Raw genomic sequence first — 21,670 nt, 5'->3', positions numbered from 1 at the left:
GAACCCCGGTTCGCCGGGCACTCGCTTAATTGGCCCCGCCGCGTCCCCCCGTCGCGGCGGGGCCGTCTGCGCTCCCGCCACCCTCGTACGAGAAGGATGCTGCCGGTGTTCCCGGGAACATGGTCCGCATGAGAGACGACAGGGGAACGCACACCGCCCACGACCTCGACGAGCAGAGCCCGCTGGCCGTGGTGGCCGCCGCGATCGTTCAGGAGGGGCGCCTGCTGGTGGTCAGCAAGCAGGCGGCTCCCGATGTCTTCTATCTGCCGGGCGGTAAGCCGGACGCGGGTGAGGCCCAGCTGGAGACCCTGGTCCGCGAACTGGACGAAGAACTCGGCGTGGAGCCCCTGGAGCCGCGGTTCCTGGCCGATGTCGAGGCCATGGCGGCCCTGGAGCGGTCGCCCATGAAGCTGGCGGTCTTCGAGGCACGCATCAGCCAGGTGCCCGAGCCCGCCGCGGAGCTTGCCGCCCTGCGGTGGGTATCGGGACACGAACAGGATGTGCGGCTCGCTCCCGCGGTCAGGAACCACGTGCTGCCGCTGCTCCGGCAGCGCGGAGCCATGGCGGCGTAGCCGGGCAGACAGCAGCCGCTGGCTACCGGCGGCTGCGCACCAGCAAGTACACGAAGTAGGGCGTCCCGACGACGGCCGTCATGAGCCCCGCGCCCATCTGGGCCGGGGCGATCACGGTGCGGCCCAGCAGGTCAGCGAGGCAGACCAGGGTCGCGCCGAGGAGCAGCGCGACCGGGACGACCCGCCCGTGCCGACGCCCCACCAGCGCGCGGGCCGCGTGCGGCGCCACGAGACCCACGAAGCCGATCGTGCCCGCCGCGGCCACCGCGGTGGCGCTGAGCAGCACGGCCACGACAAGGAAGCCGAGGCGTCCGCGAGCCAGGTTCAGGCCCAGGAGGCGGGGGGTGTCCTCGTCGAGCGACACGAGGTCGAGTTCCTTGCGGCGGGCGACGGCCACGACGGTCGCGACCACGAGCACGGCCGCGACCGGCAGGATGTCGGTGAAGGACCGCCCGTAGGTGGAACCCGAGAGCCAGATCAGCGCCTTGGTCGCGCTGAACCGGTCGGTGAGCACGATGAGCAGGCTGATGAGCGCCATCGTCCCCGAGGACACGCCGATGCCGACGAGGACGAGCCTACTGTTCTGGAAGCCGCCCTTCGCCGCGAGCCCGAAGACGACCACGGAGCTGACGGCGGCGCCGGCGAACGCCGCGCCCGTGATGCTCCACGCTCCGGCACCCGGCGCGGAGGTGACGAGGATGATGGCGCCGAGCGCCGCCCCGCCGGAGACGCCGAGGACACCGGGTTCCGCGAGCGGATTGCGGGTCACGGACTGCACGAGGGTGCCGGACAGGGCGAGCGCGGCGCCCGCACACAGCGCGGCGGCCACGCGCGGCACGCGGGTGTCCAGGACGAAGGTGATGGCCTGACCCGACTGGCCCCGCACCCAGTTGACGACGTCGCCGAGCAGGAAGGTGCTGTCCCCGACGAGCACCGCGGCGATCGTGACGCCGATCAGCGCGCCCACGAACAGCACCAGGGTGACGAGGTAGGCCGTCCTGCCGGGGATGCGCAGCCGGTCCGGCGCGGCGGCATTGCCGCTGTCGCGGGTGCGCATCGCCATGACGACCAGGAACACGGCGCCGACGACGCTCGTGATGACGCCGGTGGGCACGGTGACCGCGGTCTGGGAGGACGTGACGGCACGCAGGAGTACGTCCGAACCAAGGACGAGGGCCGCGCCCACGAGACCCGCGACGGGGATACGGGTGCGGTGGCGCACCAGCGCACGGAAGCGGCCGGCCAGGGGACGTACCAGGGCCGGTGCGCACAGGCCCACGAAGGCGATCGGTCCCGCCAGGGTCACCGTCGCGGCGGCGAGCAGCGAGGCCAGGACGACGGAGGTGACGCGCGTGCCGCGGACCGGGATGCCGAGCCCGTGCGCCGCGTCGTCGCCGAGGGCCAGTGCGTCGATGCGGCGGGCGATCAGCAGGAGGCCCACGAGGGCGGCCACGATGACGGGCGCCATCTGGGCCACGCCGTCGAACCCGTTCTGGCTGATGCTCCCCTGGCCCCACTGGTAGAGGCCTTCGGTCCGTTCGGGATACAGCAGCAACAACGCATCGGTGACGGCGTTGAGGCCGAGGGCGAGCGCGCTGCCGGCCAGGACGAGGCGAACCGTTCCGGCGCTCCGTCCCGCGAGGGTGAGGACGACGGCGGCAGCCGCTAGGCCGCCGACGAACGCCACTCCCGAGGAGGCGAGCAGCGGAGCCGTCGCACCGCTGGCGACCAGAGCGGTCAGGGCAAGGTACGAACCGGCGTTGACGGCAAGGGTGTCCGGTGCGGCGAGCACATTGCGGCTGACGGCCTGCAGGGCGGCGCCCGCCGCGCCGAGCGCGACGCCGACGAGTATCCCGGCGACCATGCGCGGCATGCGCGAGGCGATGACCACGGAGGAGTCGCCCGCCTCGGCCTGACCGGTCAGGGCGTTCCACACCTGGCCGGGGCCGACGGACGCGGTGCCCTGCGTGATGTCGATGACGGCGAGGACGGCGACCAGAAGTACAAGACCGGCCGTCACCGCGACCGCGCCCGTGGGGGATGCGACCGCGCGCTCGGGCGTGGTGGAGGGCGTTGCGGTGACGGCCACGGTCTCCTACTTCTTCAGGGTGTCGACGAGGGCGTCGATGTACGCCTCCATCGCCTGCGGGCCGCCGAACATCCAGATGCCGTCGGGCAGCCGGTGGACCTCGTCGTCCTTGACGAACGGCAGCGACTTCCACACGGCGTTGTCGGCGAGTTCGTCGGTGAACACGTCGGAGCTGCCGTCGTCCTTGTTGCCGATGTAGACGAACTTCACGTCCTGGCCGAGCTTCGTGAGGCCCTCGACGTCGGTGGTGGCGAGCCCGTAGTCCTTGTCGCCCTTGATCTTCCAGTCGTTCTTCAGACCGAGGTCCTCGTTGACGGCGCCGAGCAGGGAGTTGCTCGTGTAGCCGCGCACGGAGACCTGGTTGGAGGCGGCGTAGCCGTCGGCGAAGGCGATCTTCGAACCGTCGAGCTTGGCCTCCTTCAGCGCCTTCTTGCCCTCGGCGACCTTGGCCTCGTAGGACTCCTTGGCCTTCTTGGCCTCGTCGGTCGTGCCGGTGGCCTTGGCGATGACGTCGAGCGTGTCAAACATCTGGCCGACCTGGTCGGCGCCGTCGGCGGCCTTGACCTGGAGGACGGGGCCGACCTTCTTCATCTGCTTCACCGCGGAGGCCGACATGTCGGTGGTGGTGACGATGAGGTCGGGGGTGAGGCCGGCGAGGGTGTCCATGCTCGGCTCGCCGCGGGTGCCGATGTCCTTGGGGTCGTTCTTGAGCGGGACGGCGGAGTCCCACGCCTTGTAGCCCTTGACGTCGGCGACGCCGACGGGGTCCACACCGAGCGTGACCAGGGACTCGACGACGTTCCACTCGGTGCCGACGACCTTCTTGGCCGGGCCGTCGAGCTTCACCTGCGCGCCGCCCGCGTCGGTGAGAGTGATCGGTTCGGACTTCTTCTCCGAGCTGGTCTCGGCGGGCTCGGAGGTGCCGCAACCGGACAGAACGAGGGCTGCGGCCGCGGCGGCGGCCGCGGCGACGAGGGTGCGTCTCATGAGGAGGTGTGGAGCCTTTCGCTTCTGCTGTGGTGGCGGCCTATCGCGCGGGTGCGCAGCCGGCCGGTGAGGGGGTCTGTGTCGACCTCGATGCGGATGCCGTACGTCTGGGAAAGCCGCTCGGGCCGCAGTACGTCCTCGGGGGCGCCGTCGGCGACGATGCGCCCGGAGTCCAGGAGCGCGATGCGGTCGGCGACGGCGGCCGCCTGGTCGAGGTCGTGCAGGACGACGCCGACGGCGATGCCGCCGTCGTCCGCGAGGTCGCGCATCAGGTCGAGGAGTTCGATCTGGTAGCGCAGGTCGAGGTAGGTGGTCGGCTCGTCGAGCAGGAGCACGCCGGTCTCCTGGGCCAGGCAGCTGGCGAGCCACACCCGCTGCAACTGCCCGCCGGAGAGCTGGTCGACGGCACGGTCGGCGAAGCCGTCGACGCCGGTCATGACGAGCACCCGGTCCACCACGTCGGCGCCGCCGGGATCAGCCTGTCCCCAGCGGCCCCGGTAGGGGTAGCGGCCGAACTCCACGACGTCACGGACGGTCAGACCGCCGGGCGTGGGGCGGCCTTGGGTCAGGAGCGCGACATGACGGGCGAACTGGCGGGCGGTGAGGTCGAAGCCGTCGGCGGCATCGTCCGTACCGGAATCGAGGGTCAGCGTGCCGTGCCGGGCGCCCTGCAGTCGGGCGACGGTGCGCAGCAGCGTCGACTTGCCGCTTCCGTTCGGGCCGACGAGAGCGGTCACTTCGCCGGGCCTGAGCTGGATGGCCGCGTCATGGACGACGTCGACGCCGTCGTACGACACGGTCATGTGCTCGGCGGACAATTCGTGACCGCGCGGACGTGTAGCGCTACCTGCGCGTTCACCTGATCTCACGGCGTGAAGGTTAGCCTAGCCTTAGTCTGGCTGGAAGTAGGGGGTCAGAATCCGGGCGAAGCACGCGAGTGACACCACAGGACCCACGGCCGGAGGAACCCCCTGCGCAACGGTGCCGCCCACCGAAGGAATCGATGGACGGCACCAATGAAGTGCGGTGTCAGTACAGCTTGTTGACCGCCTTGACGGTCGTGGCCTTGAAGTCGGCCACCTGCGCGTTGGCGAAGTTGCCCATCTGCCCCCACTGGACGAGCGTCACCGTGGTGCCGTCCCGGCCGACCGAGAACATGTTGATGTCGTTGGCTCCCCACGAGGCCTCGGTGTGGACGCCGTACACGTGCGCACCCTCCTCGACATTCAGCTTCCCGTAGTACTTCTGCTTCGCGGTGATCTCGGGATCCTGCTGCAGTTTCTCCGCGCAGCCGTCGAGGTTCTTGCGCAGCAGGGCCGCGAAGTCCTTGGCGCGCTGCTCGCTGCGCTCGACGACCGTCACCTGGAGGGCGCCGGTGTCGAGGTCCGTGCGGTAGGCGCGGTGCACGGAGGTCGAGGGCAGCGCCTCCCCCACGCACATCGGCAGCGGGTCGGGCTGCCCCGCGGTCACCGGCCCCGCGGTCCACGCCGAGGACGCGTGCGGCGGCAGTTCGGACGGAGCAAGGAACCGCGGCGAGCCGGCGGCTGCCGCCGGACCCGTACTGGCCACGACACCCGCCACGGCCACCGCGGCCCCCAGAACACACAGTCCTCGGCTCATACGAACGCTCATGATCGTCAACTCCCCGTTTCGGTGCGGCCAGCTTGCCTGTTGCTGACTCCCACACCACGTACGACCCGCGACACCCTGCACCCGTTGCCCTCACCCGCGTCACAGCCCTGTCCGGGATGTCATAGAACGGCAACTTCCGCTAACGGTTGACGTGCGCAGACCCGCTTTAACCCACGGGCGACGGGAAGGGGAAGATTACTTTCCGCCCGCAATCGCGTGACGGAACCGCGCGGCGCGTGTCCAAGGGGTCGAGCCGGGAAGGCGGCGCGGTGCGCCGCCTGCAAGAGACAACGAGGAGTAGCCCCATGGACAGTTCCGCGACGCCTGCGCGTGCGGGGTCCGCCCGCGTCTCGGACGGGCCGGACGCACTGCCCGCTCCTTCAGGGCGGTCCGGGGTCCCCTCCCCGTGGGCACAGCGGGGTGCCGCGCTGCGCCGCACCCCGGTGGCGATGTGGAACGACGACGTGTCGGACTGGGCCGCGGCCCTGACGTACTACGCGATCCTCGCCCTGCTGCCCGCCCTCCTGGTCACGGTCAGCCTGATCAGTCTGGTCAGCCCCGGCACGACGCAGACGCTCATAGCCGAGGTCACCGACTGGGCACCCGCGCAGTCGGGCAGCGCCTTGAACGAGGCGCTCACCGAAATGGCGGGCGCGCGTTCGGCCGCGGTGACGGTCGTGGTCGCAGGAGGCGTCAGCGCCCTGTGGTCCGCGTCCAGCTACGCGGCCGTCTTCCGTCGGGCGCTGCACGCCATGTACGGCGTACCGGACACGCGCCCCGCGCTCCGCAAGGCGCACCGCGTGCTCATGACCGCCGTCTCGCTGCTCGCGCTCCTGGCCGCCAGCGCGCTCGTACTCGTCCTGAGCGGTTCGCTCGTCCAGTTCGTGGGGCGGCGCATCGGCGTCGGCGACGCAGGCCAGACGGTGTGGAATGTCATGAAATGGCCCGCTCTGGTCTGCCTGGTGGTCCTGCTCGTGCTCGTACTCTTCCGCAACGCGCCGCCTTCGGAGCGCAGTTGGCGTCGCAGCCTGCCTGGCGGCCTCCTTGCGGCGGTGCTGTGGCTCGCGTCATCGGGCCTGTTCACCCTGTACGCCACGGGGTTCGGCACATACGGCAAGCTCTACGGCTCACTGGCGGGAGTAGTCGTCTTCCTGGTGTGGCTCTGGGTCTCCAACCTGGCACTGCTGGCCGGAGCGCAGTTCACGGCGGAGATGGCGCGCGCCCCTGCCGTGCAGTGAGGCGGGCGCGGCACGTCGGCTCCGCCAGGGCTTCCGTACGTCATCACAGGGCGGACGCTCACTCGAATGGGCTAAGAGGGGGTGCGGTGGACCAGATCGGCTCGAACGCCGCAAACAGCCCGCCCGGGGGCCTTCGCCGCACGATCCGCACACGCTCGGTGACTCTCCTGGTTGCGTCGCGCACCGGTCTGGCGCGCGATGGAGGGGACGCGTGCGACGTCCGTGGCGAGATTCGATTCTGCCCGTCGCGCGCTGCGAGGGAGTGATCACCCATGACTCAGGGCGAGGCCTTCACCAGCGCCGACGGGCTCGCGGGCCTGACGGCCTATGACCGGACCGGCGAAAAGATCGGCAGCGTCGAGCAGGTGTATCTCGACGACCGAACTGGGCGTCCCGAGTGGGTGACCGTCAAGACCGGTCTCTTCGGCATGAAGCAGAGCTTCGTGCCGCTCGCCGGGGCCCGCCGCCAGCAGGACGAGCTGCACGTGACGGCCACGAAGGAGGCCGTCAAGGACGCCCCGCGCGTGGACGCCGACCAGCACCTCGACCAGAGCGAGGAGCAGGACCTCTACGCGCACTACGGCCTCACCCGGCCCACGCAGTCGCGTACCGCACCGGCGACAGGTGGCCGTGCCGGCGCCGCGGGCATGGCCGGAGCCGGTGCCGGAGCCGGCATGGGCATGGCCGGCGAGCGCGAGATGGCGAGCCGCTCCGGTGCACGCGACGACCACAAGGGCGAGATGATCCGCTCCGAGGAGCAGCTGCACGTCGGCACCGAGGAGCAGGAGGTCGGACACGCGCGGCTGCGCAAGGTGGTCGTCAGCGAGGAAGTGAAGGCCTCCGTCCCCCTCTCCCACGAGGAAGTCCGCGTCGTGCGCGAGCCCATCCGTGAGGGCGACCGCACCCGGGCGAACATCGGTGAGGAGCAGACCGAGGTGACCCTGCACGCCGAGCGGGCGGTGGTCAGCAAGGAGTCCGTGCCGGTCGAGCGTGTGCGCCTGGAGACCGAGAAGGTCACCGAGACCCAGGAGGTCTCCGACACGGTGCGCAAGGAGCAGATCGAGTTCGACGACGCCAAGGGCGAGCGCGGCATGAAGGGCGAGCGCGGCGCCAAGGGCGAGAACTGGCGTGACCGGAAGCAGGGCCCGAGCCACTGACGCCCCTTCAGGGCGCCCTGGCCAAGGGCAGCTGACGGTGGAGGGAGGGAGCACCCGGCAGGAGTGCTCCCTCCCTCCACGCGCGCGTGCACGCTCACGTTCCGGCGTGACGCAGGTCACTCCCCCTGCCCGTCACAGACGCGAGCCCTGCTCCATCCCGTGTGCGAAACGGACTGCACAACGGGAGGCACATATGAAGGGCGTGGTGGTGGGAGCCGGTTACGCGGGGACGATCGCGGCGAACCGGCTGGCCAAGAAGGTCGAGGGCGCCGAGATCACGGTGATCAATCCCCGTCCGGACTTCGTCGAGCGGGTACGGCTGCACGAACAGATCGCCGGAACCGGGGCCGCCGCGACCCCGCTGGCATCGATGCTCGGCGACGGCGTCACGACGCGCATAGGCACCGTGGACAAGATCGGCTACGGTCAGGTCACCCTCGAAGGCGGGGCGAGCCTCGACTTCGATTACCTGTTCCTCGCGGTGGGCAGCACGGTCGCACCGCTGCCGGGCACCGTCGCGGTGGGGACCTGGGAGGGCGCGCAAGAGGCACGGGCCGCTCTGGCCGCGCTGCCCGGCGGCAGGACCGTCACCGTCATCGGCGGCGGTCTCACAGGCGTCGAGACGGCAGCCGAGATCGCCTCCGGCCGACCCGATCTCCGCGTGCGGATCGTGGGAGAGACGATCGCCCCAAGCCTGTCGGCGGGAGCTCAAAAGCGTGTGCGTGCGGTCCTGGCCCGCTTGGACGTGGAGGTCGTGCAGGACCTCGTCGCGCGCGTCGAGGCCGGTGCCGGGGAGGGAGGCGGCGACTTGGTGCGTCTGCGGTCCCGCCCCCGGATCACCTCCGACCTCACGCTGTGGGCGATCATCGGGAGCATTCCCGACCTGGCCGCCCGCAGCGGACTCGCGGTGGACGCCGAAGGGCGCGCGGTGGTCGACGAGTTTCTGCGCAGTGTGACCGACCCGCGGATCTTTGTCGTCGGTGACTGCGCGGCGGTTCCCGGCTCCCGGGCGGCCTGCGCGACGGCCATGCCTCAGGGCGCACACGCGGCGGATACGCTGGCGCGGATGATCCAGAACCGTGCTCCCAAGCCCTACTCCATGGGGTACACCGGTCAGGCGGTGAGCCTGGGCCGGCGCGACGGACTGCTGCAGGCCGGCCGCAGGAACGACACCGCGCTGCGGATCCACTTCGCCGGGCGCACCGCGGCCGCCATCAAGGACCGCGTCTGCCGCTACGCGAAGTTCGGCGCCCGCACCGCCACGTACGCCTGGCTGCGGGGACCGAAGTGACCGACCGGCCCGACCCCGCGGACGAGTTCACCGCACACCGGGCCCTGCTGTTCTCGATCGCCTACGAGATCCTCGGCTCGGTGGCCGACGCCGAAGATGTCCTGCAGGACAGCTACTTGCGCTGGCGTTCGGTGAACCACACCTCGGTGGAGAACGCGCGGGCCTATCTGGCGCAGATCGTCACCCGGCAGGCGCTCGGCGTGCTGCGCTCGGCCGTGCGCCGCCGGGAGCAGTACGTCGGGCCCTGGCTGCCCGAGCCGCTGTTGACCTCGTCAGCCGCGGAGGCACCCGGCGGCATGGACCACGTCCTCACCGGCGAGGCCGTGACCACCGCGATGCTGCTGGTCCTGGAGTCCCTGACGCCGACCCAGCGCGCGGTGTTCGTGCTGCGCGAGGTCTTCGGCTTCGACTACTCGGAGATCGCAGCGGCGGTGGACAAGAGCGAGGACGCGGTACGGCAGTTGAACCAGCGCGCCCGCAACAGCGTGCGCGCGAAACGGCACACGGCGGTCGCCAGCCCTGCCGAGGCCCGGCCGATCGCCGAGCGGTTCATGACGGCGGCATCGACCGGCGACGTGCAGGGCCTCATGGACCTGCTCGCACCCGATGTGGTGTTCCTGGCCGACGGCGGCGGGAACGTGACCGCGGTACGGCAGCCCGTGGTCGGGCCCGACAAGGTGGCCCGACTGCTGCTGGGGCTCCTGGACAAGGGCGCCCGCATGGGCGAACTCGACATCCGCGTCGGCACCTACAACGGGATGCATTCTGTCGTGGTGCTCATCGACGGCAGACTCGACCAGATGACCTCGGTCGAGATCCGCGGCGGTGTCGTGACGGCCGTCTACTGCGTCCGCAACCCGGAGAAGCTCAACTCGATCAAGGTGTGACGACGCCGAAGGCCTCCCGGCCGGAGGCGCCAGGACGAACACGAAGGCTGTGCACCGGCATCAGCCACAGGAAGGAAGACCTTGCCCACCAAGACACTGCAAATTCCCACCCCGGACGGCCAGGCCGACGCCTTCGCCGCCTTCCCCGACGGCGGCGAGCGGCACCCGGGAGTCCTGCTGTACCCCGACGCCTTCGGCGTGCGGCCCGAATTGAAGGCGAAGGCCCGTGAACTGGCCGAGCACGGGTATTACGTGCTCGTCCCCAACCTCTACTACCGGCACGGCCCGTCCCCGGTGATCGAACTACCCGAGCACATCGGAGAAGAGGACCGGCCCGCGGTCTTCGCCCGGGTGATGCCCCTGATCGAGGCCCACACCACCGAACGCATCCTGAGCGACGCCGACGCCTACCTCAGGTTCCTCACCGCCCAGCCCGAGGTCGGCGCCGGTCCCGTCGCCACGATCGGCTACTGCCTGGGCGCCGCCCTGGCGATGCGCACCGCGACGGCCCACCCCGGCCAGGTGGCCGCCGTCGCCGGATTCCACCCCGGCTTCCTGGTCACCGACGCTCCCGACAGCCCGCACCGCCTCGCCCCGAAGCTCACCGCCGAAGTCCATCTCGGCCTCGCGGAGGGCGATCTGACGTCCGAGGCGATCGACGAACTGAACCAGTCCCTGGACGCCGCGGGCGTGGCCCACACCATCGAGCTCTACCCCGGCACCGTCCACGGCTTCACGATGTCCGACACCGACGCGTTCGACGCCGGCGCGCTCCAGCACCACTGGGACCGTCTGCTCCCCCTGCTCGACCGCACTCTGACCAGCAGCTGAGACCGGCGGCTGAGGTTGTGGCGCTGGGACCGGCAGCTCCGGTCTCAGCGGCCGAACTTCTCGATGGCCGCCGGTGTGACGGGGGTGAAGAAGTTGACCAGGTTGCCGTCGGGGTCGCGGAACAGGAGCGAGCGGTTGCCCCAGGGCAGCGTGGTGGGCTCGTTCACGAAGTCCTGCACGAAGCCGGTCAGGTTCTTGTAAACGCCGTCCACGTCCTCGACGAGGAATTCGAGGATGACGCTGTGGTTGTCGGCCGGGCGGGCGGAGCCGGGCGAGAACAGCGGGACCGTACGGGTGCTGCCGATCGCGAGGGTGGCCGAGGCGACCCTGAGCTCGGCGAAGTCCTCGTTGGACCAGTCGGCGGCTACCCCGGTGGCGCGCTCGTAGAAGTCGACGAGGCGGGCGACGTCACTCGTGATGATGCGGACAGAGACGAAGTTCATGGGTTTTCTCCTGGTCGTTCCGTGGTTCTGACCAGAGGCTATGACCAATACCGGGCGGAACCCGCCCGGTATATCGGGGAGACTTCTGAACATGCCTCGTCCCATCGCCCGCGTGCTCACCCTGCTGGAGCTCCTGCAGTCGGGCGGCACCAGAACCGCGGCCGAGCTCGCCGACCGCCTCGACGTCGACGAACGCACGGTGCGCCACTACGTCAGCCACCTCGTCGACCTCGATGTGCCCGTCGAAGCGGTACGCGGCCGCTACGGCGGCTACCGCCTCTCCCCCGGCTACCGGATGCCTCCGCTGATGCTGAGCGACGACGAGGCGCTCGCCGTACTGCTCGGCCTGCTCGCAGGTCAGCGAGCAGGCCTGACGACCAGCACGGGCACGGCGAGTGAGACGGCCACGGCCAAGATCCGCCGCGTGCTGCCGGAGCGGTTGCGGCTCAGACTCGACGCCGTGCTCCGCTCTCTTGCCTTCACCGCTCCGCCCGGCGGAACAGCCGCCCCGGAATCGGGGGTCCTGCTGCCGGTCGCCGACGCGGTGAACCACCACCGGCCCATCTCGATCCGGTACACCAGCGCCGACGGCCGCCGCAGCGAACGCACGCTGCACCCTTACGGCCTCGTCGCTCACTCGGGCAAGTGGTACGTGACGGGTGCGGACCTCTCGACCGGCCAGGACCGCACGTTCCGTCTCGACCGCATCACCGGCGTGCGGACTCTGCCGGGCTCGTTCGAACCACCCGCTGACCTCGACCCGGCCGAGCGCGTCCTGACCGGGCTCGCCACCGCTCCGTACCGGCATGAGGTGACCCTGCGCGTCCGGGGCACGGCCGAGCACATCCACACCCGGCTTCCGCCGAGCGTCGCGCTCATGGAGGAACTGCCGGCCCCGGAATCCCCGCAGCCCCCGCAGATCCCGGACAGCGCGGGCCCGCAGAGCGAGCCCTGGTCCCGCGTCGAGATGCGCGTGGACCGGCTCGACTGGCTGCCTGCCGTGCTGGCATCGCTGGACCGGCCGTTCGTCATCGAGCGCCCGGACGAGCTCCGCGGCCTCGTCGAAGCCCTCGCCGAACGGCTCACGCATTCGGCCCGTGCCGAGTGATCCCGGCCGCCTGAGCCCGTGATGTGCCTCAGCGGAAAACGGCGATGTTGCGATCCACCCAGCTCTCGAAGGGGCGCGGGGCGCGGCCGAGGACTCGTTCCACGTCCGGACTGATCCGCAGCTCGGACGGAGTGGGGGCGGAGATGATGTCCAGGGTGTCGTCGGCGAGTTCCGCCGGCACGAACCGGGCCATCGCGGCCTTGGCTTCATCGCGGGTGAGTTCGTCGAACCGTACGGGCGAGCCGAGCGCGGCGGCGATCGCCTCCGCCTGCTGACGCGGGGTGATCACCTCCGGCCCGGTCAGTTCGTACACCCCGCCGGTGTGCCGGTCGTCCAGCAGGCAGGCCGCCGCGACCTCGGCGATGTCCGCCGGATCGATGACCGGCACCCCTACGTCACCGAAGGGCGCGGCGATCGTCCCTTGCGTACGGACGGACTCCGCCCAGGCCAGGGCGTTGGAGGCGAAGCCGCCCGGTCGCAGCACGGCCCAGTCCATGCCCAACTCCCGCAACGCGTCCTCCAGTGCGCGCATCGCGACCCGCGTCGGGCCGAGCGGCCTGGTCGCCACGCCCTGCGAGGACAGCAGGACGACCCGGCGGACCCCGCCGGCCACGGCCAGGTCGATGATGTCGGCCGGTCTGGCCTCAGGGGCGTGCAGGTCGCCGGACAGCAGGAGGAACAGCGCCTTCGCCCCGTCCAACACGCGGGTGAGGCTTGCCGGATCGGCCAGGTCGGCCGCCACATGCCGGACCCCGTCCGGCACCGCCGCGGCGCGTCGCGACACCGCCGTCACCTGCTCGCCCGCCTCGGCCAGGGCCTGCGTCAAAGGCCGTCCCACATTTCCGGTAGCCCCGGTCACCACGATCATGTTCAGCTCCAAGTCCGTTGTGCATTGCGTCCGTTGTGGACTGTGTCCGTTGTGGACTACGGCAGCGACGCTAGGAGCCGGGCTTACTTTTCGTAAGAACATACCTGGAGGTAAGCTCCCGACATGAAGGAAGGCGCGCAGCTGAAGCCGGCCGAGGCGGGCCCCCGGTATGAGGTGTTTCACACCGACTGCCCCGCACGCGACATGGTCGACCACGTGACCAGCAGGTGGGGCATCTGGGTGCTCATCTCCCTGCGGAGCAACGACCTTCGGTTCTACGAGCTGCGCGACAGCATCCAGGGCATCAGCGAGAAGATGCTCGCGCAGACCCTGCGCGCACTCGTCAGGGACAATCTGGTCTGGCGGGAGGTGGAGCCGACGACACCGCCCCAAGTCACCTACGGACTGAGCGAGTTCGGGCAGGAGGTCAGCGAGCCGCTGACGGACCTGTTCGACCGGATCACACGGCGGTTGCCCCCGCGCGGCTCGGGGCAGGACGGTCACCCGTCATTGCCCCGTCGATGACTCAGGTCACTGGCATGGGCCCGATGATGACAGCCGATGACGTGGTGTTCGTGCTGGACGTGCTGCGACGGGCGAACACAGATGTCTGGGTCGGCGGCGGATGGGGAATCGACGCCCTGATCGGCGAGCGGACCCGCGACCACCGCGACCTGGATCTGATGCACCGCCAGGAGCAGGAAGGCGCCGTACTGGCGGCCCTGTCCGCGGAAGGTTTCGTCGAAAGCGTGGACTGGCGGCCGATCCGGTTCGTCGTGACGGCTCCGGACGGGCGGGAGATCGATCTGCATCCGCTGGTCTTCTCCGACGACGGATCGGCGGTGCAGGCCTCCCCCGACCCGCAGCGGCCTTTCGTCTATCCCGCCGCGTGCTTCGTGACGGGCACCGTCCAGGGCACGCCGGTCCCGTGTTTGTCCGCCGAACAGCAGGTCTACTTCCACCAGGGATATGAACCGTCGGACCGCGACCGGCACGACATGGCGCAGCTCCGCCGCGTCTTCGGGATCGCCACGCACTTCTGACTCAAACGCCGGGCAGGATGAGTCAGTAACCAAGTCAGCAAGCGAGTCAGTAGCCGCGACCGGCGTCCGCGCATTCGAGGCAGACCGGCTCACCGTCGATCGTCGTCCTGCCGTCGGACGCGGCTTCGCAGATGCCGGGCCGGGCGGGGTGATTGGCCCGGCAGTGGCAGGTGCAGGTGTCGGTGACCGCTTCCAGACCGGAGTCGCGCTGGGGGGCCAGACCCATGCGGATGTCATGGCAGTTGCGGCACAGCGGCACCTGCTGCGGACCGGCGCCCGGTGCGTCGAAAGCCGCCGTGAGACCCGGTTCGGCGTAACCGCGGCACGATCCGGGGAACTCGGGATGGGTGTCGCACACGCAGCGGCAGGAGCCGGGTTCGGGGCCGCCGGCGTGCGGCACCGCGTCGCCGTCACACTCACACCCACCCTCGCCCTCTGCGTTCGGCGCGGGTGCGGGCTTCGTCATACGCCCATTGTGTGGATCACTTCGACGTGGCGCCAGTAGCCCTCGATGGCAGCGGGACGTCGGCCGCGCAGGTCCGGCACGCCACCGCGGCGGCGGTGACGACCTTCTCGTACTGGTCGTCGTCGAGGAGGACGGTGAGCCCGCAGGCGATCCCCCAGGCGACCTGTGCGGCGCCTTCGCCGAGCGCCAGTCCCTGCTTGTGGAGCTCGCGCCCGAGGTAGTGGCTGTGCAGCTCCCCCTGGCCCTGGCCGTCCTCGCGGCGCCGGACGGCTTCGACGGCGCAGTCGGTGAACGTCTCGTAGCAGGCATCCCCGATCAGTCCGCGCAGTTGCTCGAGCTGGGCGTGGGCGGCGCGCAGGTGCAGCGGCCACGCCCGGGAGGTGCCGAACTGCGCTTCCATGGCCTGCGTCAGGTCGATCCGCCGGAACATCACGTCGAGAGGGTCGTAGGTCATGATCTCTCGGTAGCTGCTGCTGACGCCCGGTCAACGCAGGCTCGCTGCGGGCTCCCCCGTGTAGCTGTACACAGGGCCACGAAACACCACTCGTTCGTGTCTGTGAATAAGAATCATGTACATGACCATTGACGTGTCCACGACGCGGCAATAGCTTCCAGGAAAGCGCTTTCTCCTCGCGCATGCAAGGAACGGTTCCGCAGTTCATTCACCCCGGCGAATGCCTGGTCGACCGACCCCATCAACCTGGAGACCCTCAATGCGAACAAGACCCGTCACCGCGTGCGTCGGCTTACTGGCCGGCACGATCGTCGCGCTGTCCGGCAACACCGCGCAGGCCGCCTCCACCCTCTACGAGGCCGAGACCTCCCCGGCGGTCTGCACCGGCGCCATCGAATCGGACTGGTCCGGGTATTCGGGCAGCGGATTCTGCAACGCCACCAACGCGACGGGCGCCTACGCGCAATTCACCGTGAATGCCGCCACCGCGGGCACCGCGACGCTGAAGGTCCGCTTCGCCAACGGAACCTCCGCCGCACGGCCCGCGGACGTAACGGTGAACGGCTCGACGGCCACGACGGCGTCGTTCGAGGGCACCGGCGCGTGGGGCACGTGGGCCACGAAGACGCTCACCGTGCCGGTGAAGGCGGGCAGCAACACCATCCGGCTCACTCCCACCGCCTCGGCCGGCCTGCCCAACATCGACTATCTCGACGCCGAGGTGAGCGGCGACACCACGACGCCGCCCGCTGCCTCCGCCCTGTACGTGGCGCCGGGCGGGACCGACGGCGCGGCCGGGACGGAATCGGCCCCCACGACGCTCGCCTCGGCGATCGCCCGCATCACTCCCGGCGGAACGATCTACCTGCGCGGCGGGACCTACCGCTACTCGCAGACGGTCACCATCCCGCAGGGCAACAACGGCACAGCGAGCGACCGCACCGAGCTTGCCGCCTACCCCGGCGAGACCCCGGTGCTGAACTTCTCGGCCCAGAGCGAGGACCCGGCGAACCGCGGGCTCGCCGTCAACGGCTCGTACTGGCACGTCAAGGGCATCGTCGTCGAGCGTGCAGGTGACAACGGCATCTTCGTCGGCGGCAGCAACAACGTCTTCGAGCGCACGGTGACGCGCTACAACCGCGACACCGGCCTGCAGCTCTCGCGCATGCTCTCCAGCACTCCCAGCAGCCAGTGGCCGTCCAACAACCTCATCCTGAGCGCGGAGTCGCACGACAACGCCGACTCCGACGGCGAGGACGCCGACGGCTTCGCCGCCAAGCTCACCTCCGGGCCCGGCAACGTCTTCCGCTACGCCGTGTCCCACAACAACATCGACGACGGCTGGGACCTGTACACCAAGTCCGACACCGGCCCCATCGGCGCGGTGACCATCGAGGACTCCCTCGCCCTGGGCAACGGCACCCTCAGCGACGGCTCCCAGGCCGGCAACGGCGACCGCAACGGCTACAAGCTCGGCGGCGAGGACATCGGGGTCAACCACATCATCCGGCGCAACATCGCCTACAACAACGGCAAGCACGGATTCACGTACAACAGGAACCTCGGGACGATGTCGGTGTCGGACAACGTCAGCATCGACAACGACGAGCGCAACTACTCGTTCGACGGCGGCACATCGGTCTTCCGCAACAACACCTCGTGCCGCAGCGGCAGCGGCACGAACGACAAGATCACCGGCAACTCCGACAGCTCGAACCAGTTCTGGACCGGTTCGAACGGCTCACGCTGCTCCTCCTACACCGGGGCCCTGAAGTGGTCCTACGCGACGGACGGGCGCCTCGTCGTGACCTACGGCGGCAACGCGATAACCCCGTAACGACGGACGGATGCCCCGTGTGTGTGCGATGGGCATCGCACACACACGGGGCACCCACATGTTCAGGCGCCGGGCACCGAACCGGTGGCGAAGTACGGCTTGCAGACCGAGCCTGACCAGTCCGTGGCGATCTCCAGGAGCCGGTGGCCGTCCGCCGACGGCAGCAGGCTGGAGCTGTAGTTGGGGCAGTAGTCGACGGTCGTCGACTCGACGGCGACCGGCGCGGCGATCTCCCGCCACTTGCCCGCGCCGCCCTGGCTGTTGACCCAGACGGTGCGTCCGCTGCCGGCCGCCTTGCTGCCGTCGCGGTTGTACATGACCTGGCCCACGAGGAAGAGCCTGCCCTTGGGGTTGCCCGCCTCGGGCGCCCACGCCAGGTTCGGCGCATGCTTGAAGTACTTGCCGTCGGCGGTCTCCGGGCGGATGCCCAGGGAGGTGACGGCGCCCCAGTTCCAGCCGTCGGACGAGGTGCGGTAGTGCACGACGCACTGGAACTGGCCCGCGGCCGCGCAGATCTCGAACGACATGAAGTAGGTGCCGTCGCCCATCTTGCGCACCACCGCCATGCCGGGCCGGTCCGAGGCGAGGGTGCTGGCGACGGTGTCGTGGTGGCCGGTCCAGTTCACTCCGTTCGCGCTGCGGGCGGCCACCAACTTCTGACTGTGTACGCCGTCGGTCTCGTCGGAGTAGTGCGCGACGAGTTGGCCCGAGGCGTCGACGGAGAACTCCGGCTCCCACAGCCCCTTGTCGTTCGGGGCCGTGGCGATGGTGGACAGATAGCTCCAGCTGCGGCCCACGTCAGTGCTCTTGAAGACCCGAAGCGCCATGCGCCGGTTCGGCTCGTCCTGCCCGACCGACGCCGCCCACAGCAGCGTGCCCGCGGGCAGTTTGCCGATGCGCCGCGGCAGTTCGTACAGCGTCGAGCAGCACAGCCCCTGCCCACCCGCCGCCTCGGGGTCGCGCACCGTGCCGACCTGGCGGAACGACGCACCGCCGTCCGTGCTCTCGTGGATGGCGCCGAGTCCGTTGTTGCCCTCGAACGTGACCACGGAGGCCAGGACCCGGCCGTTCGCGTCGCCGCTGTGGGCGAGTCTGACGGCGCGCGGATAAAGACCGGTGCCGTCACGCAGCAGCGTGCCGGTCGCGGCGTCGGCCGACGAGCCCGACTGCGAGACGAACAGTGCCGCCAGGAAGGCGAGCAGCACCGGGAACAGGACGATGGGACGGAGGAGACGTGGTCGTGCGGGGTCGTGCGCTGACATGGGCCTCTCCTGACTCTGCGGTGGGTTGGGTGAAGGGAGCGATGTGTGCCTAGGCGCCCTGAGGTGCGAGGCGGATGACGTTCCAGGAGACCGGCGGCAGCTCGGCCGCGAGCGCGCCCTCGGCGGTGACGTGTGTGCCGGACGCCTGGCGCGGCACGACACGGTCGGGCTCAGCCTCGGTGTTGACCGCGTCGTGGTCCTCGTCGGCGAGGACCAGGTGCTCCACTACGCGGTATCCGGCGGCGTCCCCGCGCAGGGCGGCCTCGATGTGCAGCGGCTGCTCCTGGTCGCGGTTGACGGCCAGGACGGTGAGCGTTCCGGTCTCCTCGTCGTGCGTCACGACGGTGTCGAGGGCGGACACGTCGCCGTACTGCGGCGTTTCGATGCGGGGTCCGGTGACGTCGGTGCGCAGGACGCGGCCGTTGGCGAAGCGGGCCGCCTGGGCGAAGGGGTGGAAGATGGTCTGGCGCCAGCTGGCGCCGCCGGGCTCGGTGCGGATGGGGGCGATGACGTTGACCAGCTGGGCGAGGCAGGCGACGGCCACCCGGTCGGCGTTGCGCAGCAGCGTGATGAGCAGCGAGCCGACCACGGCGGCGTCGGTGACGCTGTAGGTGTCCTCGATGAGGCGGGGCGTCTCGGCCGTCTCCAGGTTGCGCTCACCCACGAAGCGGGCGGCGTACCAGACGTTCCACTCGTCGAAGGAGAGCTTGATGTGCTTCTTGGAGCCGCGCACCGCCCGGACGTGGTCGGCGGTGGACACCACGTCGCGGATGTACTGGTCCATGTGTGCGCCCGAGGCGAGGAAGCTGGCGCGGTCGCCGTCGAACTCCTCGTAGTAGGCGTGCAGGGAGAGGTAGTCGACCTCGTCGTAGGTCTGCTCGAGGACCTCGCGCTCCCAGGTGCCGAAGGTGGGCATCCGCGAGTTGGAGCTGCCGCACGCGACGAGCTCGATGGAGGGGTCGACCTGGCGCATCGCCTTGCCGGCCTCGGCGGCGAGCCGCCCGTACTCGTTGGCCGACTTGTGGCCCGTCTGCCAGGGCCCGTCCATCTCGTTGCCCAGGCACCACAGCTTGACGCCGTGCGGGTCGCTCACGCCGTGCTTGATGCGCAGGTCCGACCAGGCAGTGCCGCCGGGGTGGTTGCAGTACTCGACCAGGGCGCGGGCGGCGTCGATGCCGCGCGTGCCGAGGTTGACGGCCATCATCGGGTCGAGGCCCAGCTGCTTGGCCCAGCCCAGGAACTCGTTGGTGCCGACGTGGTTGGTCTCGATGGAGCGCCAGGCCAGGTCGAGCCTGCGGGGGCGCTCGGAGACCGGGCCGACGCCGTCCTCCCAGTGGTAGCCGGAGACGAAGTTGCCGCCGGGGTAGCGCACGAGGCCGGTGCCCAGTTCGCGTACGAGGTCGGCGACGTCACCGCGGAATCCGGCGGCGTCGGCGGTGGGGTGCTCGGGGTCGTGGATGCCGGTGTAGACGCAGCGTCCCATGTGCTCGACGAAGGTTCCGTACAGGCGCGGGTCGACGTCGCCGACGCTGAACTCGGGGTCGATGACGAACCGTGCGGTGTGCGGCATGTTCTGGTGCCTCTCTCTATGGTGCGGTTTTCGGGTCGGGCAGTTGGTGGGTTGCGTCGGGCCGGTTACTTGAGGCCGGTGCCTGCGATGCCCTCGACGATGCGGCGCTGGAAGAGCGCGAAGACGGCGAGCAGCGGGATCGCGCCGAGCACGGCGGAGGCCATGAGCTGGGCGTAGGGCACGCCGAACACGTCCTGGACGGAGGTGAGTCCGACGGGCAGCGTCATCATCTCGGGGTCGGTGACCACGAGCAGGGGCCACAGGAAGTTGTTCCAGACACCGACGAACACGAAGATCGTGACGGCGGAGACGGCCGGGCGGGAGATCGGCATCACGATCTGCCAGTAGGTGCGCAGCCAGCCCGCGCCGTCCGCACGCGCCGCGTCGATCAGCTCGCGCGGGATGCCGTCGAAGAACTGCTTGAAGACGAACACGGCGACGACATTGGGGACTTGGGGCAGGACCACGCCCCAGTAAGTGTTCAGCAGGCCCGCCGACTGGAGCGCGAGGAACTGCGGGATCATCAGGACCTGGCCGGGGATCATGATGCCGGCCAGCAGCATCACGAACGCGGCCCGGCGCGCCCGGAAGCGGGTCTGCGACAGGGCGAACGCGGCCAACGACGCCATGATCACCGTGAGGACGGTGGTGAGGATCGAGGTGATGAAGCTGTTGGCGTACCAATAGGGCAGCTTGCCCGCGTCGAAGATCTCCCCGTACGCCTTCAGGGTCGGGTGCGCGGTGAACCATCCGGTCGGGTTGGTGACGACTTCCTGGGCGGGCCGTACCGAGGTGGCGAGCGCCCAGGCAAGCGGCACCAGCCAGAGCACGGCCAGGGCGATGAGCGTGCCCAGTGCCACCCGGTTGAAGAGGCGCTCGGAGTCGCGTCTGCGGGCCGGCGGGGCGCTGGTGCCGCGCTGTTCGGTCTCGGGGCGCGTGGCGATCGCGGTCATGGTCAGTTCTCCTTCTCGGCACGGCGTACGAGGGCGAACCAGACGAGGGAGACGAACAGGATCACCACGAACAGGAGCAGCGACACGGTCGAGGCGTAGCCCACGCGGCCCTCGACGAACCCGGTGTCGTAGATGAGCTGGAGGGAGGGCCGTGTGCTGCCGTCGGGGCCGCCGTTGGTCATCATGTAGATCTGGTCGAAGACCTTCAGCGAGGCGATGACCTGCAACACCGTCACGAGCGTCGTCGTACGGCCCAGCATCGGCACGACCACGTGGCGGATGCGCTGCCAGGGCCCGGCCCCGTCGATGGCGGCCGCCTCGTGCACCTCGCGGGGCACGTCCTGCAGACCGGCCAGGTAGAGCACGAAGTTGAAGCCGACGGTCCACCACACCGTGGCCGCCGCGATGGAGAGCATCGCCCAGTCCGGGTCGCCGAGCCAGGACGGCGGGGTGTCGACGCCGAACCACTTCACCGCCTCCTGGGCCAGGCCCAGCTGGTCGGCGTAGATGAACATGAAGAGCAGCGAGACGACCGCGGACGGCAGCACGAACGGCGCGAAGAAGGCGAAGCGGAAGAACCAGCGGCCGCGTACGAACCGGTCGGCGAGCAGGGCCAGGACCAGGCTGAGCACGACCAGGGGCACGGTCGTCAGGACCGTGAACCACAGCGTGTTGCCCAGGGTGCGCCAGAACTCCGCGTCGCCGAGCACGGCCTTGTAGTTGGAAAGGCCCGTGAACTCACCGAGGCCGCTCCTGAGCAGGCTCGTGTCGAAGAACCCGGCGACCACGGTGTAGATCAGCGGCCCCACCAGGAACACCAGATAAAAGAGGGCGAAGGGCAGCAGCATCCCCGGTCCTGCCCAGCGGTCGCCTCTGCTGGACGTCGGGGAGGGAGCGGTCGTCGTGGCCACGGTTCGGCCTTTCGGTCAAGGCGTACGGGATCCGAGGGAGGGTGGAACGAGGGGGGTTGGGCGGAAGTCGT

At 69.9% G+C, this 21,670-nt stretch carries 22 protein-coding genes; 10 read left to right on the top strand and 12 right to left on the bottom strand.

The window, feature by feature from the left end; genetic code table 11:
• The first annotated feature begins 128 nt into the window (after positions 1–128).
• Positions 129–572 (top strand): NUDIX hydrolase, encoded by a 444-nt coding sequence (locus ACWFR3_RS16985; protein WP_453735352.1) that lies wholly within the window; start codon positions 129–131, stop codon positions 570–572.
• 22 nt (positions 573–594) lie between these two features.
• Here ACWFR3_RS16985 and ACWFR3_RS16980 read toward each other — a convergent pair whose 3' ends face one another.
• The 4 genes from ACWFR3_RS16980 to ACWFR3_RS16965 all read right to left on the bottom strand — a co-directional run bounded on the left by ACWFR3_RS16980 (position 595) and on the right by ACWFR3_RS16965 (position 5,268).
• Positions 595–2,661, bottom strand: coding sequence for an iron ABC transporter permease (locus tag ACWFR3_RS16980; protein WP_453735351.1), 2,067 nt, complete (start codon positions 2,659–2,661; stop codon positions 595–597).
• 6 nt (positions 2,662–2,667) lie between these two features.
• Positions 2,668–3,648: an ABC transporter substrate-binding protein gene (locus ACWFR3_RS16975; RefSeq protein ID WP_453735350.1), complete on the bottom strand. Its 981-nt coding sequence runs from the start codon at positions 3,646–3,648 to the stop codon at positions 2,668–2,670.
• Complete coding sequence (locus tag ACWFR3_RS16970) at positions 3,645–4,451, bottom strand: ABC transporter ATP-binding protein (RefSeq protein ID WP_453735349.1); 807 nt, start codon at positions 4,449–4,451, stop codon at positions 3,645–3,647. Before ACWFR3_RS16970 ends, ACWFR3_RS16975 begins: the two co-directional genes overlap by 4 nt.
• A gap of 226 nt (positions 4,452–4,677) precedes the next feature.
• Positions 4,678–5,268: a hypothetical protein gene (locus ACWFR3_RS16965; protein WP_453735348.1), complete on the bottom strand. Its 591-nt coding sequence runs from the start codon at positions 5,266–5,268 to the stop codon at positions 4,678–4,680.
• A 317-nt stretch (positions 5,269–5,585) separates the two neighbouring features.
• On the opposite strand from ACWFR3_RS16965, the gene ACWFR3_RS16960 reads away from it, so the two are divergent.
• The 5 genes from ACWFR3_RS16960 (at position 5,586) to ACWFR3_RS16940 (ending at position 10,684) form a co-directional block, all read left to right on the top strand.
• A complete protein-coding gene (locus ACWFR3_RS16960) occupies positions 5,586–6,518 on the top strand; it encodes a YihY/virulence factor BrkB family protein (RefSeq protein WP_453735347.1) in 933 nt (310 codons plus the stop codon).
• 272 nt (positions 6,519–6,790) lie between these two features.
• Complete coding sequence (locus ACWFR3_RS16955) at positions 6,791–7,675, top strand: DUF2382 domain-containing protein (protein WP_453735346.1); 885 nt, start codon at positions 6,791–6,793, stop codon at positions 7,673–7,675.
• A 193-nt stretch (positions 7,676–7,868) separates the two neighbouring features.
• Positions 7,869–8,966, top strand: a complete 1,098-nt coding sequence (locus ACWFR3_RS16950; protein WP_453735345.1) for an NAD(P)/FAD-dependent oxidoreductase — start codon at positions 7,869–7,871, stop codon at positions 8,964–8,966.
• Positions 8,963–9,853, top strand: coding sequence for an RNA polymerase sigma-70 factor (locus ACWFR3_RS16945; RefSeq protein WP_453735344.1), 891 nt, complete (start codon positions 8,963–8,965; stop codon positions 9,851–9,853). Before ACWFR3_RS16950 ends, ACWFR3_RS16945 begins: the two co-directional genes overlap by 4 nt.
• A gap of 81 nt (positions 9,854–9,934) precedes the next feature.
• Entirely contained in the window at positions 9,935–10,684 is a 750-nt protein-coding gene (locus ACWFR3_RS16940; RefSeq protein WP_453735343.1) for a dienelactone hydrolase family protein, read from the top strand.
• 44 nt (positions 10,685–10,728) lie between these two features.
• On the opposite strand, the gene ACWFR3_RS16935 is transcribed toward ACWFR3_RS16940, so the two are convergent.
• Positions 10,729–11,127 carry a VOC family protein gene (locus ACWFR3_RS16935; protein ID WP_453735342.1) on the bottom strand — a complete coding sequence of 133 codons (399 nt, stop codon included), beginning with the start codon at positions 11,125–11,127 and terminating at the stop codon, positions 10,729–10,731.
• Between the two features lie 91 nt (positions 11,128–11,218).
• Here ACWFR3_RS16935 and ACWFR3_RS16930 point away from each other — a divergent pair, with 91 nt between their 5' ends.
• Entirely contained in the window at positions 11,219–12,235 is a 1,017-nt protein-coding gene (locus ACWFR3_RS16930; RefSeq protein ID WP_453735341.1) for a helix-turn-helix transcriptional regulator, read from the top strand.
• Positions 12,236–12,263: 28 nt separating this feature from the next.
• Here the strand turns inward: ACWFR3_RS16930 and ACWFR3_RS16925 are convergent, their stop codons facing one another.
• Positions 12,264–13,103: an NAD(P)H-binding protein gene (locus ACWFR3_RS16925; protein WP_453735340.1), complete on the bottom strand. Its 840-nt coding sequence runs from the start codon at positions 13,101–13,103 to the stop codon at positions 12,264–12,266.
• Between the two features lie 123 nt (positions 13,104–13,226).
• Here ACWFR3_RS16925 and ACWFR3_RS16920 point away from each other — a divergent pair, with 123 nt between their 5' ends.
• Both ACWFR3_RS16920 and ACWFR3_RS16915 read left to right on the top strand, forming a co-directional pair.
• Positions 13,227–13,628 (top strand): winged helix-turn-helix transcriptional regulator, encoded by a 402-nt coding sequence (locus tag ACWFR3_RS16920; RefSeq protein WP_453735339.1) that lies wholly within the window; start codon positions 13,227–13,229, stop codon positions 13,626–13,628.
• A gap of 23 nt (positions 13,629–13,651) precedes the next feature.
• Positions 13,652–14,146: a nucleotidyltransferase domain-containing protein gene (locus tag ACWFR3_RS16915; RefSeq protein ID WP_453735426.1), complete on the top strand. Its 495-nt coding sequence runs from the start codon at positions 13,652–13,654 to the stop codon at positions 14,144–14,146.
• A gap of 46 nt (positions 14,147–14,192) precedes the next feature.
• Here ACWFR3_RS16915 and ACWFR3_RS16910 read toward each other — a convergent pair whose 3' ends face one another.
• Together ACWFR3_RS16910 and ACWFR3_RS16905 are read right to left on the bottom strand one after the other, a co-directional pair.
• Positions 14,193–14,612: a hypothetical protein gene (locus ACWFR3_RS16910; protein WP_453735338.1), complete on the bottom strand. Its 420-nt coding sequence runs from the start codon at positions 14,610–14,612 to the stop codon at positions 14,193–14,195.
• A 16-nt stretch (positions 14,613–14,628) separates the two neighbouring features.
• Complete coding sequence (locus tag ACWFR3_RS16905; protein ID WP_453735337.1) at positions 14,629–15,066, bottom strand: hypothetical protein; 438 nt, start codon at positions 15,064–15,066, stop codon at positions 14,629–14,631.
• Positions 15,067–15,325: 259 nt separating this feature from the next.
• Here ACWFR3_RS16905 and ACWFR3_RS16900 point away from each other — a divergent pair, with 259 nt between their 5' ends.
• Positions 15,326–16,903 carry a carbohydrate-binding protein gene (locus tag ACWFR3_RS16900; RefSeq protein WP_453735336.1) on the top strand — a complete coding sequence of 526 codons (1,578 nt, stop codon included), beginning with the start codon at positions 15,326–15,328 and terminating at the stop codon, positions 16,901–16,903.
• Between the two features lie 62 nt (positions 16,904–16,965).
• Here ACWFR3_RS16900 and ACWFR3_RS16895 read toward each other — a convergent pair whose 3' ends face one another.
• The 4 genes from ACWFR3_RS16895 to ACWFR3_RS16880 form a co-directional block, all read right to left on the bottom strand.
• The gene (locus ACWFR3_RS16895) at positions 16,966–18,165 is read right to left on the bottom strand and encodes a sialidase family protein (RefSeq protein ID WP_453735335.1); all 1,200 of its coding nucleotides are present in this window, start codon (positions 18,163–18,165) and stop codon (positions 16,966–16,968) included.
• A 49-nt stretch (positions 18,166–18,214) separates the two neighbouring features.
• Positions 18,215–19,735 carry an arabinosylfuranosidase ArfA gene (gene arfA, locus ACWFR3_RS16890; protein ID WP_453735334.1) on the bottom strand — a complete coding sequence of 507 codons (1,521 nt, stop codon included), beginning with the start codon at positions 19,733–19,735 and terminating at the stop codon, positions 18,215–18,217.
• A gap of 65 nt (positions 19,736–19,800) precedes the next feature.
• Positions 19,801–20,688: a carbohydrate ABC transporter permease gene (locus ACWFR3_RS16885; RefSeq protein WP_453735333.1), complete on the bottom strand. Its 888-nt coding sequence runs from the start codon at positions 20,686–20,688 to the stop codon at positions 19,801–19,803.
• Between the two features lie 2 nt (positions 20,689–20,690).
• Positions 20,691–21,599: a carbohydrate ABC transporter permease gene (locus ACWFR3_RS16880; protein WP_453735332.1), complete on the bottom strand. Its 909-nt coding sequence runs from the start codon at positions 21,597–21,599 to the stop codon at positions 20,691–20,693.
• Positions 21,600–21,670: the final 71 nt, after the last annotated feature.

Source organism: Streptomyces sp. NPDC055189 (genome assembly GCF_053606765.1).
This window is presented reverse-complemented; position numbering and strand designations above follow the sequence as displayed.